The sequence below is a fragment of the Paraburkholderia sp. BL21I4N1 genome (assembly GCF_002973525.1).
In the GTDB taxonomy this organism is placed as follows: domain Bacteria; phylum Pseudomonadota; class Gammaproteobacteria; order Burkholderiales; family Burkholderiaceae; genus Paraburkholderia.
In genome coordinates this window covers 67,410-84,414 of sequence record NZ_PVEN01000018.1, presented here as the reverse complement: position 1 = coordinate 84,414, position 17,005 = coordinate 67,410, and the positions used below count along the sequence as shown (strand labels likewise).

Below are 17,005 nucleotides of genomic sequence, written 5' to 3'. Positions count from 1 at the left end.
GCAGACGGGCTTCCGTCACACGCGTTCGCGGGGGGCGGGACCGACATCGCCCGGGGTGCGTGGAGCACCAGCGCCCCCGAGCATGGCAGGCGCTTGACTGCGGGCAACGTTGGCCCCTTGATTGAGGCCCGCGCCGAAGTTCTGATTGGCCTTTTCGTGTAGATCCCGACCAACCGCACCAGTCATCTGTCCGCCGACCCACGCGAACACCTGATCGGGTATCACGTGGATGAGCGCAAATGCGCCGTTGACCAGACTGAGGCACATGCTCACGTACAGGACGATGTAGCCGATGATGCTCACCAGGCCGGTTGTCGAATCGAATTGCGCGTTCGCCAGTGCTACGCCAAACATCGTGTTGAGCAACGTGCCGAGCACAACCACGCCGGCCCCACCAAAAATGAAGCCGAGCATCATGAAGACGGGGCGAAACATGACGTTCAGCAGGAAGATATAGCCGTGCGTGGTGCGCTGGCCCATCCCTTCGCCCTCGCCGTCAAGGTGAGCAAACGCCCATAGCGGTGCGGCAACGACGCTTTCACAAACGACAGCAAACCAGCCAACCACGCCCCCGAACCACACCATGAACGGCAGCATAGGGATATAGATCGACAGCATTGCGCCGAAGAAAAACAGTGTGAGCAAAATTATCACGATGAACGGGCCGAGCGCGCTCAACAAGCCATCGCCCGCGCCCGTCAACAGTCCTGTAATGCCACCTGTCACCACATCGGCAATCTTTCCGGTCGTACTCTCTTTCGCCGCACCCACGGTCGCCTTGACGACACCATACGCGCCGAGCGCGGTCCAGCCGGCGTCGAGGATGTAATCGCCGAGGTTTTTCATGCCAATCAGGGGATTGGTCGAACCGTTTGGCCCTTGCCCCGAGTTGAGGTTGACCGCCCATTTCACGAGACCCTGCGTGTTGACAAGCTTGCCGAGGATGCTTTTCGGGTCCGTTCCGGTGATACCTACCGACAGGTTGTCCAGCGCACCTGGCGTTGTTGTAACCGATGCGTCCTGCTGTAGCTGCTGGCTGTAGACGGCACTGACTTTTCGGTATAGCTGTGGGTAAGGCAGATTGTCGGGGCTGGTTCCCGACACTGCTGCGGCCGTCGCGTTTGCGAGGCTCGTAAGCTGCGAGTTCGCCTGCGCGAAAGTCTGATACCACGTGCCCATCATGACCCAACCGTCACGCTGAAGGTTCGACTGGATGACGCTTGCGAGCTGGCTGATGCCGCTTGATGAGTCTGCGAGCGCCTTCGTGATCGTGGCCTGGTATTGCAATGCGGCCTGATTGATGGTGTTCGCAGGATCGGCCGGCTGTGCCTGTCCCGCGTTGATAGCGGACACGTAGGTCTGCGCGGCACCGGCCAGCGTTGATTGCATTGCCGAGAGCGCGCTTTGGTGCGCGGCAAGCAGTTGCGAATACGCCTGGTTCGGATCGTTCGCATAGACAGCCATACCATCGAATTGCGGGATCGACGGCGGGGCTGCAATGCTGATTTCCGCTCCGCCGCATGAGAGGCCGCGCTGGTTCATCAGGACGATCTTTGCCCCGGTTCCGGCTGAGTTGAATTTCTCGGCGGGATCGACGGATACGCCCGTGTCGTTGGGCATGTTATCGATGGCCGTGTTCGCGGCCTGCGCGCACAGGTTGGCCTCGAAAAGGGCCTTCGCCAACGTCGTTGCTTGCGGCGCTGCCGGCGTCGCGATCATCGAGCCGCCGCCATTTAGCACAGTCAGGGCGGCGTCCATCGTGAGATTGGCAATGCCGACGCCGAGCACCGTTCCCCACAGCATGACCGCCTGCGCCCCGTTGAAGCCGCCAAAGACCGGAACGAGCGAAGAAAAGCCGGTAGACGTTCGAATCACGAACCAGGGCGAAGACTTTTTCTGGCCCATGAACTCGCCATCCTGGCCGGTCTGAATCAGTGCGGCGACGAAGTGATACGTGGCCCAGATCGCGCCGACCGCGAGCATGCACGAATTCAGCACGAGAAACATTTGCGCGACCATGCTGCCGGCACCGCTTCCAGCGGTCAACGGATTGCGAACGATCGAGCCGAACACCGTTTCGAGCAGCGACATTGACTTGTCGCCGCTGCGATTCGCCGCGTTCTGGATATCGCCCATCGAAACGCTCGCCTGTTGGGCGAATGACGTTGCTGTTACGAGGATGAACGGGACGGCAACAGCAGCCCGTTTAAATATCTTATGCATCGACATACCCCGTGATCTAGAACAGGCGCGGATTGACCAACCGCAGGAGCGCCCCGCGCGAGCGGAAGAAGTCGCGGTAGCTGCCAAGTGGCTCGTCGGGCCGCTGTGGGCCACTTTCCAGTTGCCAGAGTTGATGCTCGTATTTGACCGTGAAAAGCAACGGGAGCATGGCACCAAACACGCTGTTGAACACGGCCAGGAAGTCCCCGCCAACCACCCCATAGATGAAGTACAAGAGGCACAGGTACGCGACGAGGAGGCATACCCTCTTGCTATTGAGACACTTCCGCATGATCTGCGGCAGGGGCAGCGCGTCGGCCGGTCGGACCGCAAGTGCTTCGCGATAGGTTCGCACGTGCCGGGTTGTTGGCCGTTGCCGTTCGAGTTCGTTGTGCAGATCGCGCAACGTCTTTGCCCCGCTGCTGGCCGTTTCCTTGGCGGACTGGAACGCCTTATAGACTGGATAGCCTGGGACCATGTAAAGGCTCGCACGCGCGACGCGGCGGCCGATGCTGGTTTTCTTCGTTTCGTTGGTCATCGTTGGATCTCCCGCGCCACTGCGTTTTCGACCGTTTGGTATGCCTGCTTCAAGAGGAAGCACCAGAAAAAGATGACCCACGCCACGGCTACCGCGACGCCAAGCCAACGCGTCGGATAGCCTTCGTGGCTGCGCGCCCACCAGATCGAGGCGACTACAAAGCAATGCACGAGAAAACAAATCTGGACGACGAGGCAGGCATCCTTGAACTGCTCATGTGTGAGGCCACCACGTGCGCGGCGACGGGCCAAAACGCGCGGCGAAGCGGCGAGCACATGAAGGAAATGGCTGATGGTCATATGTGCCTCTCGCTTTACTGGAACAGCCGCGCCAGGCTGCCGGTAATGGTTGAAATCACGCCACTGGACGATGGCGCAACCTGATTGAACGTGCCCGACAGCAATCCACTCGACCCGGCCGTAGAGCCGGCCACGTTCTTTTGAATGGCGTCAATCTGCTGCTGCACCTGGGCTTGCGCTGAGGCCATTGCCTGCGCCGAGGTCTGCCGGGCTTTGTTCGCGAGCGACTGGCAGGATGCCTGCTTGATCTTGTTGAATGCCGTTGCCATCACCGAGCTATTGCCGAGGTACTGCGTCGGATAGTCGGGGAAGTTTTCGAGGCAGGCTGTCTGCAACTGGTTGAGTAGCTGAATCTGCTGAAAATTGGTGTTGATGTTGTTCAAACGGCGATCCTGCTCTTGAGCCTGAGCGTTCGACATTTCCGTTTGCATCGTGCAGGCAGCTTGCACGGGTTGAGCGAGCGCCGTAGCGATCAACATCATTGCCAACGCACACCCGAAACTCTGTCTCTTTGGCTTCACAGCCACTCCTTATCGAGCATTGGTCGCGCGCACGCGCTGTAGCTGCGTTTCGATCGCGGTACGGTCCACTCCGCGCTCATTGTTTGCGAGCAGTTGCCCCAACAGCACGTTCGTTTGCCGTTGCAACTCGACGTGCTTATGCGTTTGATCGGCCAGGAAAGCCGTGGTGAACAGCAGTTCGCGCATGAGCTTGGTCGGGTCGGCGATCGCGCCAAACTCGATTTGCCAGTACGGGTTACGCCAGCGACGGCCGGCCTCGAAATCTTCGAGTTCGGCGAGACTCATCGTGCCCGTGCTCTTGGCAACGCTCGATGCGGTCGCGTTGAAATACTGCGCGGCGGCGTCCGACTGCTTGATATCCTGAATCAGTTGGGCGCTGCCGGCGAACGGCTGACGTGAACCGATGAGGTCATTGATCGGCTTGATGGCGCTCGACATATTGGCTTGGTAAGCCTTCTGCATCGCGATATAGAGCTTGCCGGCCTCCGTGCCTGCCTCAGCCTTGTTAATGCTCTCGGGCGGTTGCGGATCGATCGACATGCGCGCGTAGGCGCGGGCCGCGTCCTGTTGCTGCTGCGTGAACGTCAGATCGACGCTTTTACCCGGCAAGCCAGCACCGATGAAAATCGAATCCACGTCCGCATCGCCATCGGGAAGTTGGGAAGCCTTGCAGCCCGGATAGCCAAGCTGCAACTCCAGCGGCGTGCAGTAGTTGTCGGCGTGGATGCTCGCCGAAGCGCGACGCGAAGCCTCAACAGAGGGGGCCGGCGAGTTCAGCGCCTTCTCGAGTGGCGGATAGTTGACGTGTGCGCCACCCGGACGCAGCGACGACGATGCAGAGGCAGCGCCGCTAACGGCTTGCACCGCATAGTTGCTCGAAGACGTGGCGCACGGGTCTATCGGCAACTCTGTTTCGCGGGCGACCTGATCCATTTCCTGCTGTCGCTGGACTTCGAGCGCCATTTCGCGCTGCGAGTCGGACGCCTGCGTAACGGCGTTCGAGACCTTCGTGCCAACGCTCGCGATATCGGTGTCAATCTCGTTGAATAGCGTCGTGAACGTTGAACTGATCGCTTGGAGCATGTTGCCGAGCACCAGTGACGCTTGCTCGACGGCGCTCACCACGCACCCGTCGCATACGGCGTAGGCGCTGCTGGTCGAAAGCATGGTCAAGCAGGTCAGCGCGACACATAGGAGAGTTTTTCTCAGCTTCATGGGGCTTCTCAGTGGCAGGATGAAAGCAGACGCATCGCTGTCGGCGCGGAAACGAACGTTTCGAGCAACCGCGCTTTCATTGCAAGGGCCTTGCCTTCGTTTAGGTACTGCCGCAGCGTCGTTTGACGATAGATGGATATCCCCTTCACGCAATCGCAAACCGTCACGACACGATCCATAGCCGTGTCGTCCTCGGTGTTGAGTTCCGCGGTGACTTCGACGTGGTGCGCATCGGCCGCAGCCTGCGCGGTCGCGATCAGATCGGAAACGGCTTGTTGATCGGCAAAAGCTGACGCCGACGCGGCAGCGAGCAGGCATGCGCAAATGACGTTTCTCATGTCAGTGCCCCCGTGCGTAGATCACTGCGCGGCGCAGGTCGAGTAGGCCGAACAGATAACCTCTTATTTCCGTGCCGGGTTCCGTGTCCTCAATGAGACTTTCGAGCCGATCGAGCGGCATATGAAACGGATCGCTCAATTCGAACTCAATCGACAATTTGCTTTCGCTCGAAAGGGAGGAAAGGGGGTGACTGCTAGAATGCTTATTAGCCATTGCGTAGCCTCTTGTACAGGTGACGTGGTGGTCAGGTGCGACGGCCGGTGCCAGCCGATCGTCGCGCCGCTTTCTCTTAAGGTGATCTAATTAAAGATAATCAATTATCACCCTTACTGATAATCGGGCAATAGGCGGGTTGCGCTATAGTTCAATGTCGGCAAAGTTTTTTTTTGTCCGTTGCGAAATTACCGAAGCTCCCATGTTGTTTTAGATCCAAAGTCGACTCACGAGAAGCTTCCTGGCCGCCCGCCGTCGAACTTGGGAGGAGAGCAAATTGGGCAGACGTCTGCACGCAGCCAAAACGCTTGATATCAACGAAATGGGAGTTGACGAATGCGCACCGAGCGCCCTTCGTCAACTATCCGATCCGAGGCGTTGATCGCCGGATAGGTGCTTGCATTGGCGCAGTCGGTTTTGCGGTTTGGACTTGCCTGAATTCGGACCAAGCGCTGCGGCGCGGTGCATAGTGTCGGCGCGCAGTGCGGGTCGATCGGTGGCCGAGGAGAGCGGCAACCTCCTCGGCAGACGCGATAGCCTTCGCGTTTGCCGAAAATTGATGGCGAGCGGAGTAGAGCGCGTATGTTCGCTTGTCGTCGCCAGGCCACAGGGCGGCGCACGTTCGGCGAATTGCTTGCGTGCATCCCTTCTGTATCACGGAGAATTCGAGCCCGCGAGCGAGAAGCTCTCGGAGTGACTCGAGGTGAGCGTGGACTACTGGGAAGTCGTCGGCGTTAACGGGGACCACTCGGCTGATGCCCGTCGCTCGGCCGTTGGTGGCTTTTGCGTTCAGTACGTTGAGAGTCCTGCCGTCTTCGGACAGTCGTGCGTTTGCCCATTCGCACGGACGCAACCCCGTCGCAAGTCCCGCCATTAGCCAAAGTGCGGCGCGTTTCGAAAAATCGCTAGCGCGGGCTGGTTTGGCGAGGTTTGCTACCAGCAGATCGTAGTCGCGCCTGGGAATGCCTTTTCGTTTGCGCGATGACGTGTGACCGGGTTCGCGGTTCGACCGACAATCGGCGGACGGAAGGTTGCGGATCTCCTCCGCAGTCTGCTGGAACAGCGGATCTCGGTTTCGCTCGAATTCGATCTCGTATCTGCAAACGAGGCTGGCTTGGTACTGCCGAAAAGTCGCCCACTTCCAGTCTTTGGCGCGCCGCTTCATATAGGCAACGACATCGCTTGGTGCCGGATAGGCATCCTCAGGTAACTTTAATTCTTCTGCAATCCGACACAAGAGGCCATGGGCTCGCGACAGGTATGCAGCGATGGTCGGCTTCGTCCGGGTTTGATTTCTGGCCGTTTGATGTGGGTCCTTCATGATGTGGATCCGGCTTCCCTTTTGGTGGCAATTGGTGAGTGGTCGGCTTGGAGTTGTCGAGAAGTTGCGGTTTCAAGGCTACCAGGTTTCGAATGGATTTTGCATTCCACCCGATCGCATTCTGAGTGTTTTGGGATTCGTTACACGGTGAGGTATCACGTAGCGACTATATTTCATATAGCCGCGTTACAGCTTCACTCGCAGTGAGCTGTAACGGCCATTAGGTGTCGAATAAGTATCAGATACCGCGCCGATTCGAATCCGTGTTCCGCAGGACTCGAGACATTCGGAAGCGAGCGGATGGCGGCTTCACGTAAGGCATGGAGTCGCAGGAAGAGCAATCGAGTTAAGGTCGATTGCGTCGAAATTGCGTTGTTGGTACCTTCGACCCGAGGTGGGGCGGCTAGGCGAGTTGGCGCGAACGACGCAAACATGCGTCATTCTTGCGTCGTGGGACGCTATGCGCTGCGGCACCAGATAATTTGCAAGGGGAAATGCGTCATCGTTGCGTCGTTCGTTTGATGCGTACCGCTGGCTAGGAGCTGGCGAATCTTGAATGCATTCATGAATGCGTTGTGGAGCACAAAGCATACTGCGGTGCCAGCTTTGAAGATGGAACTTCTGCCATCTGCGCTTGGGCTCGTTTAGAAAAAGAGATGGTTGCATGGCGGCGCCACCCCGACACATTCTTTGGTACGGTTCGACAGCGCAAGACGAAAGCTGAAACTCCTTTGGAGTTATAGGACTGCTTCCTCACCAGCCACAAGAGCGCCCCAAAGAGCGGCTGCAAGAGCTGGTGGCTGGGGCGTCTGAAGTAGATGAGCTACGTAGGCTCGAGCAGCCGGCGCCACCCAGCGTCTTTGCGGAGCGCTGCACAAATTCAGTTTTGGCGATGCAGCCGGCAGAAGAGCCGGCCGCATCATGAGAGCGTTGCGCCGGCATCGTCGTTGGTTCGACCTACGCTGTCACCATAAATGATTCGCTGGGAGTTACTTTCATCCAGCCAAGGATAACCAAGTTGCGGATCGCGCTTGCGACGGCCTCCTTTTTTTCTTCCGTTTGCCAAGACTTTTTCCAACCCAAAACAAAGTCGAACAATTGCTGCTCATCGAGTTCAGCATTTGGGCGAGACTGCTTCATCTGCCGGCTAGCGAACAGAACCGTCAGAACCTCTTCGGCCTGTTCAGTCGACTTGATTCGGCTGAACAGGTCCACCGCCTTCCGAATTTTTTTCTGATTGGCGCTTATGTATTCCGAATAGCTGCGGCTCTCACGCTCGAACTGGGGAGTAACGCGCATCGCAATCATACGGCCTAGACGTTCTTCCTTGAGCCAGTTCTTGTTCGCAAAAACGTGCAGTGCCCGGCCTACGTCGTTCGAGAAGGGCCCATAGCTTCCCTTTTCAAAAGCGAAACCGGTTGGTATACCCATCTCTGTTGCCACGTAGCATATCTTCTGGAAGATCGTCCGTCCGACTGGGTTCGCATACGGTTGTAGCTGAAGTTCGCGCAGAATTTCCATCAGAACCGCCCATTCGGGCCGAAAGGCGTCAGCTTTTCGGCCCTTGCCTTCCAAAGATAGTTGGGTCGGTGCTTGGAGAAAATCCGTCCCAACCTCGGATTTTGGCGTTCCATAAGGTGCATAAAGTTCAACATCGACCGGTAGCGCACTCAGCTTGCGATAAATCAGAGGACCTACTTCCGACCATTCCAATCCACCGTTGCCGCATCCAAGTGGTGGCATCGCCATACTGCGAATGCCCCATTCCTCAAGATGCTGAGTTAGGTAGTCCAAACCTTGCTCGATGTCCGCAAGGCGAGATGGAGAGCGCCAATGGTCTTTAGTCGGAAAATTCAATACCAGCAGTCCGGAGAGATCGCGGTAAAGGTAAGGCTCCCCAATACGTACTTGATGCCGGTCGCAGCGTGCTTTGTAGTCTTCGAACATTGCAGGAAAACGACGTTTGAACTCTTGGGCCACGCCTTTTCCCATAACGCCGACGCAATTGACGGTATTCACCAAAACTTGTGCGTCGCTGGTAAACATGTCGCCTATAAGCGCTTTAAACATTTCGCGTCGCTCCTCAGGCAAAAAACAGGTGCGGTTCAACGGTTACCTCCAGCCACGGCGCGGTTTGTCGGGCAAGCAATGCTGCTGCCTCATCGCGTACATAGGCTCCTGTGATGAGAATACGGTTGACGTGGTGGGGCACCAGCACCTCCGCGCATCGTGCGGCCTTTTTCTGGTAGTAGGAAATCAGATTGTCATCCGTCCAGTCTAATGCATAGATGCGATCGAAGTTCAATTGGTCAATCTGGACTGGAGATAAAAAACGGACATAATTACTGGCGGCATTTTGGTCAGCAAGGACCGTTCCGGGAACTGCCAGTACGTCAAGTGAAATACGAAGCACGCAAAGACCGGCTTCAAATCGGCGCAAGAACATCATGGGGTTGCGCGCATGGAAGTACAAGTTCGCGTATTGATGGAGCTTGAGGCCTTGCGGTACTTGCTTGACGTCGCGCTTGTCTTGGACTGGCTGCAAGGCGACGGATCGGTGCGGAAGGTTCGAAGCGTTCTCGTGCGACACGATTCCAAACCTTTGCACCGAGGGCAGGTTCTCGATTGGCATGATGCAGTGAAATTCCGTCACGCGTGGGTCCATGCTGCCCCTGTTGGAGTTAGTGATTTCGGGCGAGATACAGGCCTTTGGGTCTCGATTCCACCGTGACTAGCTCGCGCCCGGCAACCCGCGAACTGCTTTAAGTCACTGCTAACAGCGTTGAACGACGCATTTTACCCGCACTTGCAGGTGATCCTGGACTGTTGTCCGAGCGGTCGAGGCTGTTCTAGCAAATATGTCGGTAGCCGGAGAGATTGGCATCGAGGATGACGCCAAATCTCGTGGAGCTCGTAAGCTGGAAGCTTCCGCAGCTGGTGCAGGTGCTGCGCTGCTCGACCGTTATCGTGATTGCGCCCCATTTATACTTCAAGCGGTGTGTGCTGGCGACAGCTCGGGTATCATAGGGTCATGAAGCGGGCGAAATGGACCACAGAGTGGACGTACATGCTGCGAATCTTGCAGCGGAACCCCGACCGAATCCCAATGGAGCGGTTGGGCGAGTACATTCGCCAGTTTGCCGAGCTGCTTGGCACCGATAATCATCCGGTGTTTGCGGGCATTAAGAAGGCAAGTACGGGGCTGAAGGCTGCAATCCCGCCTGATCGGCTACCTTATGCCAGAGCACGGCTCGTTGAGGCGAAAACGCAGCTTGCGAGCAAACCTGCGCGGCTGCTGCGGAGCATCGAAGACATGCTCGGCCACGATTCGATACAGCGAGCACAGTTACTGGACTCTTCCAATAACGTTGTCTATTTGTTCGAGGGACGAGCTGAGGAATCGGACCGGGCTGATCGGCTCTACCAGCGGGGCACTGTCGATGGGATGGTTACCGGGATAGTCGGTGCTGACGACACTATGCATGTTCATCTGCGCGACCACTTTGATCGGGACCTAAAGTTGATCATTCGAGATGAAGAACTCGCCCGCGAGCTGCTTATACAGTTCCGAAATGGATTCGTCCGTTTGCACATCCGGGGAACTTGGCAGCGTACTGACTCGGGTTGGACTCCGGAGCCTAACAAATGCACTGTGGAAGCATTCGACGTGCTCGACGACACGGCATTGCGGGATGTCTTCCATAACTTTGCGTCCACTCCAGACAACGGCTGGCGATTGCTCGACGACCCGCTCGGAGAATGGGAATCTCTGCGGGGCCTGCATTGAGCAAGGCTCCCTTTCCTAAGTGTGTGCTCGTTGACGCCAATTTTTTGGTAATGCTCGCGAGCGACAAGGTTAGCGACGACGACAAGGCGCGCATCGACAACTTCCTCTCCAACGCGGAGAAATCGAAAGCTCGCATCGTAATCCCAATGCCTGCCGTGGCCGAATATCTTGTCGGAGCTGATACCGCAGCGATAGAGTCGTTCAACAAGTTAGAGCGGAAAACGTATATCTTTGTCGCCCCGTTCGATCGCGCGGCGGCTTTCGAATGTGCTTTATTGGACCGCGCGGCGTTAGGCGGCGGCAATAAGAAGGATGAAGTTGTCGAGCCATGGCAAAAAATTAAAATTGATCGCCAAATTATCGCGATCGGAAAGGCGCAAGGAGTGACACTTGTTATTTCGTCTGATGACGGTGTGCGAAAAAATGCGCTGCGTGTCGGGATCAGCGCAACAACCGTGTCGGAATTGGAGTTACCAGCAAGTGCGAAACAGGCGAGACTCAATTTAGTCGTCGCCGAGAGTGCCAAAGCGTCTAACTAGGCCTGCCGCGCGACCGTCGCACTAGCTCGGATGTTGGCCGGTGGGAATCAATCCATGCCCGTACCAATACAGCCGGCGGCTGTAAGGCATCTTGAAGAGGCGAGGAGTGCGATGCGCGTATGTTGTGCAAACGAATAGTGGTGCCGTTCGCCCACTTACCAGAGGTCGGTGCGGCAGGAATTGTACCAACGAACGCTTAGCCTCAAGGAGCATCACCTATGAGGCCATTGCGTCCTGCGTCCCCGTGCGACAGGCGACTCCTACCGCGTCAACTTAGGAGCGGTGGAAAGCCACGATACCAAATACAAGCACGATGGTAAGCATCCATAGGAGCATGGATGCAAAGACGCCTGCGGCTGCGCCGGCGGGTGTGCCTGCCGTCTGAAGCATTTTGACGGACGTCTGTCGAGCTACTGCCGCAAATCTGGCCAGGATATTCGACGCGACGATGAATAGGAGGGACAACTGGCCTGTAACGGCAGTGTAGAACAAAACCGGCTCTGGTATGAAGTACGTCGAGAACACGCCCCGCGATGTAGAGTGAATCATCGAGGGCGTGTTGAACAAATTCAGCAGTACTTCGAAGCCGTCAAGCGGCCTGTACGGCATAACCGGTATGGGATCTTGTGGCGCAAGATCCATGTAAAGCCGAACCATGTCTGCAACGCGTAAAAAAAATAGCCCCAATGTGAAAATAAAGAACGCTGCGCCCACAGCAAGAATAAAAAATAATATGAATCTAAACGAAAGGAATCCTTTTGTTCGTCCTGCGCGAATTGCAATTCTTGTTAATGAAATCGAGCAAAAATCGACAACAAGCGCTACAAAAATTGCCTCGTGAAAGAAGTCATGTAACGCCTGACGCATTATTGGCGAAAATGGTTTGGTGAGCGCCACTACGTCGCCGTGTATATTGTAAATTAGCCATGCTCCCACATAGACGCAGGAAACGACCAGCGTGTAGGCGGGCACCGTAACCAGTTGCCTTGCAGATAAAAAGCGCGCTCCAAAATATCGCTCAAAAATCGTGGCCCACGCTTTGGCCATTTGGTCGAATGTCGCCGCACCGAATGAATGTGCGTTTAGTTCCTTCAAAACTCCTTCTCGCCATTTTTTTGTGGCCATGGCCGTGCAGACGAAAGCAGCACTCGCGGAGGACAATATCGTGAAAATGGTAGATAAAACGCTAATAAGATCAATTGTAGACATGAATTAGTTTTTTTAACCTCCTAAAATCTAATCAGGAAGCCAGTGGTGAGGCGAGAGACGACTCTTAGCTTACCCAATCGCTCAGCCACCTAGCGGGACGCAGGTAAAGCGTGTCGACTGCCGACGGCGGATAGATAAGCAACGGTGTTGGGCTCTTTCCAGCATATGCAAAAAATAGTTGTCGCACTCACGAGGCAATTTTCCCGCAGTCAATAGGTTTATCGACAAAGATTGAAAAATCTGAAGGTGGCTCGGGAATCGGACAATTGGCCGTTCCCCGTGGCAAATGGCCCTCGTAAGTCGCGTCTGACCTACAGTCCTCCGGCGAATGATCGGGGAAGATCCATGATGAGCGGCCTCTGTGCGCAGCGCGGCTCTCGGACAGCGCTGCGGTCGCGGCAAGCCAACGCGATTGACTCTTGTGGGACCTGTTTGCAGCCACTCGTTCAACGAGAACGAACGTCCGAACTACCAAGGCATCCGGACATATAGAATACGGTCCGCGCCCTCGCATGCCGTTGCATCCAACGAGAGCGTGGGCATGAGAGTGGGCGCGTCACGAGGGGGATGCGATCCGGCTCACGGGAGGCAACCGCAACACGCTCAAGCAGAATTTCCGATCGCTCGTCGGGCAAGGGCAGCTTCGTCGGCACGGCATTGGTCGAGGCGTCTGGTATGAACTGGTAATGAAATGGACTACGGCACAGGCTTTCAACAATGACCAACGTATTCTTCGAAAAACCCATCCTCAACTCTCCGTACGCCTGTCCGTCGCGGCACTGGGAGCTGGACAAGAATGGGCAACCGACGCAGCAGATCGTTGCCAGCCGCCGTAGTGCTGAATTCATCACCCCGATCCCGCGGCCCAGGAAGCGCATCGGCGTAGCTAAGCAGGATGCGCTCCTTTTCGACGAGGGTAAGGGCCTTTCGACCCAAGCACAGCAATACGATCACCAAGCTGTCATCAATGCCGTGCGACAAGAGGTGGACAAGTGGCGTGCCCTGCCCAATCCGGCCGATTGGCGCGTCACGCCCGAAACCGCGCGGCTCCTCCAGCATTGGCGCCACCACGAATTCAGTGGCGTACGCCCCTTCTTCTGCCAGGTCGAAGCTGTGGAAACAGCCATCTGGCTGACCGAGGTGGCACCTCAACTCGGCAAGACGGGCAAGACCTTCATCGATCACCTGGAGCGCGCCAATCAAGACGCCAACCCTAGCCTCGCGCGTCTGGCGCTAAAGCTGGCCACCGGGGCTGGCAAGACCACCGTGATGGCCATGCTGATCGCGTGGCAAACCATCAATGCCGTTCGTAGGCCCACCAGCCGCCGCTTTACCCGCGGCTTTCTGGTCGTCGCCCCCGGTCTGACCATCCGTGACCGCCTGCGGGTGTTGCAACCCAACGATCCCGACAGCTACTATGCCAGCCGTGAACTGGTGCCCGGCGACATGCTGGCCGACTTGGAGCGCGCCAAGATCGTCATCACGAATTACCACGCTTTCAAACGGCGCGAACGCCTGGAACTGTCCAAGGGTGGTCGGGCGCTGCTGCAGGGCCGTGGCGGCGAAGATCTCGACACGCTGGAAACCGAGGGCCAGATGCTCCAGCGGGTGATGCCCGATCTGATGGGCTTGAAGGACGTGCTGGTCATCAACGACGAAGCCCACCATTGCTACCGGGAGAAGCCCGATGCGTCGGAAGATGAAGATCTGAAGGGGGAGGAGAGGAAGGAAGCCGAAGAGAACAATGCTGCCGCCCGACTCTGGATCTCCGGTCTCGAAGCCGTGCAGCGCAAGCTGGGCGTCTCCCGCGTATTCGATCTCTCAGCCACGCCGTTCTTCCTGCGCGGCTCAGGCTACGCCGAAGGCACACTGTTCCCCTGGACCATGAGCGACTTCTCGCTGATGGATGCCATTGAATGCGGCATCGTCAAACTGCCGCGTGTGCCTGTGGCCGACAACATTCCTGGCGCTGAGATGCCGATGTTCCGCAACCTGTGGGAACACATCCGCGCCAGGATGCCGAAAAAAGGGCGCGGCAAAGCCGAGGGCTTGAACCCCCTAGAGCTGCCCACGCAGTTGCAGACCGCGCTGGAAGCCCTGTATGGTCACTACGAAAAGACCTTCGCTCTCTGGCAGGAAGCCAAGATTGCGGTGCCACCCTGCTTCATCGTGGTGTGCAACAACACTGCCACCTCGAAGCTCGTATACGACTACATCTCGGGCTTTACGCGTGCAGACGGCACGCATGAACCCGGTCGCCTGCCGCTGTTTCGCAATCAGGACGACTACGGCAATGCGCTGGGCCGACCGTGTACGTTGTTGATTGACAGCGAGCAGTTGGAATCTGGCGAAGCGCTGGACGATAGCTTCCGCGGCATGGCGGCCGACGAGATCGATCGATTCCGCCGCGAGATCGTCGAGCGCACCGGTGACGCCCAGGCCGGCCAGAAGATCACAGACCAAGATCTGCTCCGCGAGGTGATGAACACCGTTGGCAAGCCGGGCCGGCTGGGCGACTCAATCCGCTGCGTGGTCTCTGTCTCCATGCTCACTGAGGGCTGGGACACTAACACCGTCACCCACGTCTTGGGCGTGCGCGCCTTCGGCACCCAGTTGCTGTGTGAACAGGTCATCGGCCGCGCCCTGCGCCGCCAGTCCTACGAACTCAATGGCGAGGGTCTGTTCAATGTCGAATACGCCGACGTACTGGGCATTCCCTTCGACTTCAACGCCGAGCCCGTCGTTGCTCCACCGCAAAAACCGCGCGAGACCATCCAGGTCAAGGCGCTGCGCGAGCGCGAGGCGTTGGAGATCCGCTTTCCGCGCGTTCAGGGGTACCGCGTGGAACTGCCCGAAGTGCAGTTGCGCGCCGAGTTCACTGACGACTCGCGCATGGAACTCACGCCCGCACTGGTGGGGGCCACCGAGACGCGGCAGTCCGGCATCATCGGCGAGCAGGTGGATTTGAACCTAGTTCATACGGGCGATGTGCGCCCCTCGCAGGTGGTGTATGAGCTGACGTCCCACCTGCTGCTGACGCGCTTCCGCGATGCCGACGGTCAGCCGCAGCTGCACCTGTTCGGCCAACTCAAGCGCATCGCCCGCCAGTGGCTGGAAGGCTACCTGGACTGCAAGGGCGGCACCTACCCCGCACAGCTCAAATATAAGACCCTGGCCGATGATGCGTGCGAGCGCATCAATGCCGGCATCTCCCGGGCCTTCCTCGGTCAGCGGCCTATCCAGGCCGTCCTGGACCCGTACAACCCGGTCGGCAGCACCCGCCACGTCAGCTTCAACACATCGAAGACCGAGCGCTGGGACACTAGCGGTGCAGCCCTTGAAGGCCAGTCGCGCGGGTCACGCTGCCACATCAACTGGGTCATCCTCGACAGCGACTGGGAGGCCGAGTTCTGCCGCGTGGCCGAGGCCCACCCGCGCGTGCACGCCTACGTGAAAAACCACAACCTTGGGCTGGAGGTGCCGTACCGCAAAGACGGCCAACCCCATCGCTATCGCCCCGACTTCATCGTGCGCGTGGATGACGGCCATGGCGATGAAGACCTGCTGAACCTAGTGGTCGAGATAAAGGGCTACCGCGGCGAAGACGCCAAGATCAAGAAGGAAACCATGCTTACCCACTGGGTGCCTGGCGTGAACCGGCTGGGCACCCATGGGCGCTGGGCGTTTGCCGAATTCGTGGACGTCTGGCAGATGCAGGACGACTTTCGTGAACGCGTCGAAGAGGCATTTGCTCGGATCATCGAGTTGTCATCCGGACGTGAGTTCACAGCGTGGACGCAAGCGGCCAATCGCGCGGAAGTACTCCTTGCACCCGCCGCCAAGGCGAACCCCTGGATTCCTGCAGTGGCACAAAGACTTTGGAGCTTGGCTGAGCAAAGAGACGATGGTGCTATCGACCTCGTGGATGTCGACCAGGCCGCACGTGCATTGAACCGAGACGACTTGGATGTCTTTTCGGTGCTTTCCATGCTCACCGGTAGTCGATTTGGCCAGTTCAGCATGCGACTTCAACGGATTCCGGACGGTGTGCCGGTGGGCGTGGAGCAACTCGTCGAACGGCTACGTGCATGGCGACAAGCAGGCGCCATGAGCGATAGCGACTGGCGCGCCTGGGCGTCGTCGATTAGCGTGTCATGGCGCCCTAACGGCAGAACGGGGGAACAAAGATGACGGTGCCCAAGAGCACAGCATTTGAGCTGAGCGAGCTGATACTGCGCAAGGCGCCGGAGTACTTGGACCTGTTGAGTCCGGACGACGCCGTGTTTGAAAAAGCCTTCGATGCACAACTGGGACGTGCGGTGCAAGGGCTGGAGACCAACAGCAAGAACTTTGCGCCGCTGAAGGAAGACGGGTTGACGGCGGCGTTGGCCCTCGCCCTGGCAGTTCCCTGCATCGAAGTCAGTCAGCAGCTCCACTCCAACGGCCATGTGGACATCACCATCAAGATTCAGGACTGCCACCTCACGCGGACGAAGCTGGGGGAAGCCAAGATCTACGACGGCCCCGAATGGCACTTCCAGGGAGTGAAACAGCTCCTTGGCTACAGCACGGGCCGCGAATGTCGAGGCCTGGTGATTGCCTACGTCAAGAAGGCCAATATCGAAGGCTTGATGAAAAAAGTGCGCGAAAGAATGGACCAAGACCTTCCTGAACAGCAGCAAGGCGTGACCACAGATCTTCCATCGAAGTGGTGTTTTCTTTCAAAGCACCTCCATCCCAGCGGCGCGGTGGTCGAAATCGGCCATGTCGGCTGCAACATGCACGTTGTCGGCGAATGAGC

At 57.7% G+C, this 17,005-nt stretch carries 12 protein-coding genes; 4 read left to right on the top strand and 8 right to left on the bottom strand.

Features of this window, described 5'->3' with window-relative positions; all coding sequences use genetic code 11:
* Positions 1-15: 15 nt before the first annotated feature.
* The 7 genes from B0G83_RS31625 to B0G83_RS31580 all read right to left on the bottom strand — a co-directional run bounded on the left by B0G83_RS31625 (position 16) and on the right by B0G83_RS31580 (position 9,322).
* On the bottom strand, positions 16-2,223 hold the full coding sequence (locus tag B0G83_RS31625; protein ID WP_105511335.1) for a DotA/TraY family protein: 2,208 nt from the start codon (positions 2,221-2,223) through the stop codon (positions 16-18).
* A gap of 16 nt (positions 2,224-2,239) precedes the next feature.
* A complete protein-coding gene (locus tag B0G83_RS31620; protein ID WP_105511274.1) occupies positions 2,240-2,761 on the bottom strand; it encodes a hypothetical protein in 522 nt (173 codons plus the stop codon).
* Positions 2,758-3,060: a hypothetical protein gene (locus B0G83_RS31615; RefSeq protein WP_105511273.1), complete on the bottom strand. Its 303-nt coding sequence runs from the start codon at positions 3,058-3,060 to the stop codon at positions 2,758-2,760. The genes B0G83_RS31620 and B0G83_RS31615 overlap by 4 nt, the downstream gene beginning before the upstream one ends.
* Before the next feature lie 14 nt (positions 3,061-3,074).
* The gene (locus B0G83_RS31610) at positions 3,075-3,581 is read right to left on the bottom strand and encodes a hypothetical protein (RefSeq protein WP_146120324.1); all 507 of its coding nucleotides are present in this window, start codon (positions 3,579-3,581) and stop codon (positions 3,075-3,077) included.
* A 9-nt stretch (positions 3,582-3,590) separates the two neighbouring features.
* Positions 3,591-4,955 carry a conjugal transfer protein TraW gene (gene traW, locus B0G83_RS31605; RefSeq protein WP_146120323.1) on the bottom strand — a complete coding sequence of 455 codons (1,365 nt, stop codon included), beginning with the start codon at positions 4,953-4,955 and terminating at the stop codon, positions 3,591-3,593.
* 2,671 nt (positions 4,956-7,626) lie between these two features.
* Positions 7,627-8,739: a macro domain-containing protein gene (locus B0G83_RS31585; RefSeq protein ID WP_105511268.1), complete on the bottom strand. Its 1,113-nt coding sequence runs from the start codon at positions 8,737-8,739 to the stop codon at positions 7,627-7,629.
* 13 nt (positions 8,740-8,752) lie between these two features.
* Positions 8,753-9,322 (bottom strand): DUF4433 domain-containing protein, encoded by a 570-nt coding sequence (locus B0G83_RS31580; RefSeq protein WP_181157143.1) that lies wholly within the window; start codon positions 9,320-9,322, stop codon positions 8,753-8,755.
* A gap of 414 nt (positions 9,323-9,736) precedes the next feature.
* Between B0G83_RS31580 and B0G83_RS31575 the strand changes: the two genes are divergently transcribed.
* Positions 9,737-10,456, top strand: coding sequence for a hypothetical protein (locus B0G83_RS31575; protein WP_146120322.1), 720 nt, complete (start codon positions 9,737-9,739; stop codon positions 10,454-10,456).
* Positions 10,453-10,995 carry a hypothetical protein gene (locus B0G83_RS31570; RefSeq protein ID WP_146120321.1) on the top strand — a complete coding sequence of 181 codons (543 nt, stop codon included), beginning with the start codon at positions 10,453-10,455 and terminating at the stop codon, positions 10,993-10,995. Before B0G83_RS31575 ends, B0G83_RS31570 begins: the two co-directional genes overlap by 4 nt.
* 273 nt (positions 10,996-11,268) lie before the next feature.
* Here the strand turns inward: B0G83_RS31570 and B0G83_RS31565 are convergent, their stop codons facing one another.
* A complete protein-coding gene (locus tag B0G83_RS31565) occupies positions 11,269-12,204 on the bottom strand; it encodes a hypothetical protein (protein ID WP_146120320.1) in 936 nt (311 codons plus the stop codon).
* Positions 12,205-12,921: 717 nt separating this feature from the next.
* Here B0G83_RS31565 and B0G83_RS31555 point away from each other — a divergent pair.
* Positions 12,922-16,395 (top strand): BPTD_3080 family restriction endonuclease, encoded by a 3,474-nt coding sequence (locus B0G83_RS31555; RefSeq protein ID WP_105511263.1) that lies wholly within the window; start codon positions 12,922-12,924, stop codon positions 16,393-16,395.
* A complete protein-coding gene (locus B0G83_RS31550; RefSeq protein ID WP_105511262.1) occupies positions 16,392-17,003 on the top strand; it encodes a hypothetical protein in 612 nt (203 codons plus the stop codon). The genes B0G83_RS31555 and B0G83_RS31550 overlap by 4 nt, the downstream gene beginning before the upstream one ends.
* The last annotated feature ends 2 nt before the right edge of the window (positions 17,004-17,005 follow it).

Bases quoted from the DNA above. Each gene is read 5' to 3' on its own strand.
- B0G83_RS31625 (WP_105511335.1), bottom strand. From the start codon at position 2,223: ATGCATAAGATATTTAAACGGGCTGCTGTTGCCGTCCCGTTCATCCTC.
- B0G83_RS31620 (WP_105511274.1), bottom strand. From the start codon at position 2,761: ATGACCAACGAAACGAAGAAAACCAGCATCGGCCGCCGCGTCGCGCGT.
- B0G83_RS31615 (WP_105511273.1), bottom strand. From the start codon at position 3,060: ATGACCATCAGCCATTTCCTTCATGTGCTCGCCGCTTCGCCGCGCGTT.
- B0G83_RS31585 (WP_105511268.1), bottom strand. From the start codon at position 8,739: ATGTTTAAAGCGCTTATAGGCGACATGTTTACCAGCGACGCACAAGTT.
- B0G83_RS31575 (WP_146120322.1), top strand. From the start codon at position 9,737: ATGCTGCGAATCTTGCAGCGGAACCCCGACCGAATCCCAATGGAGCGG.
- B0G83_RS31565 (WP_146120320.1), bottom strand. From the start codon at position 12,204: ATGTCTACAATTGATCTTATTAGCGTTTTATCTACCATTTTCACGATA.
- B0G83_RS31555 (WP_105511263.1), top strand. From the start codon at position 12,922: ATGACCAACGTATTCTTCGAAAAACCCATCCTCAACTCTCCGTACGCC.
- B0G83_RS31550 (WP_105511262.1), top strand. From the start codon at position 16,392: ATGACGGTGCCCAAGAGCACAGCATTTGAGCTGAGCGAGCTGATACTG.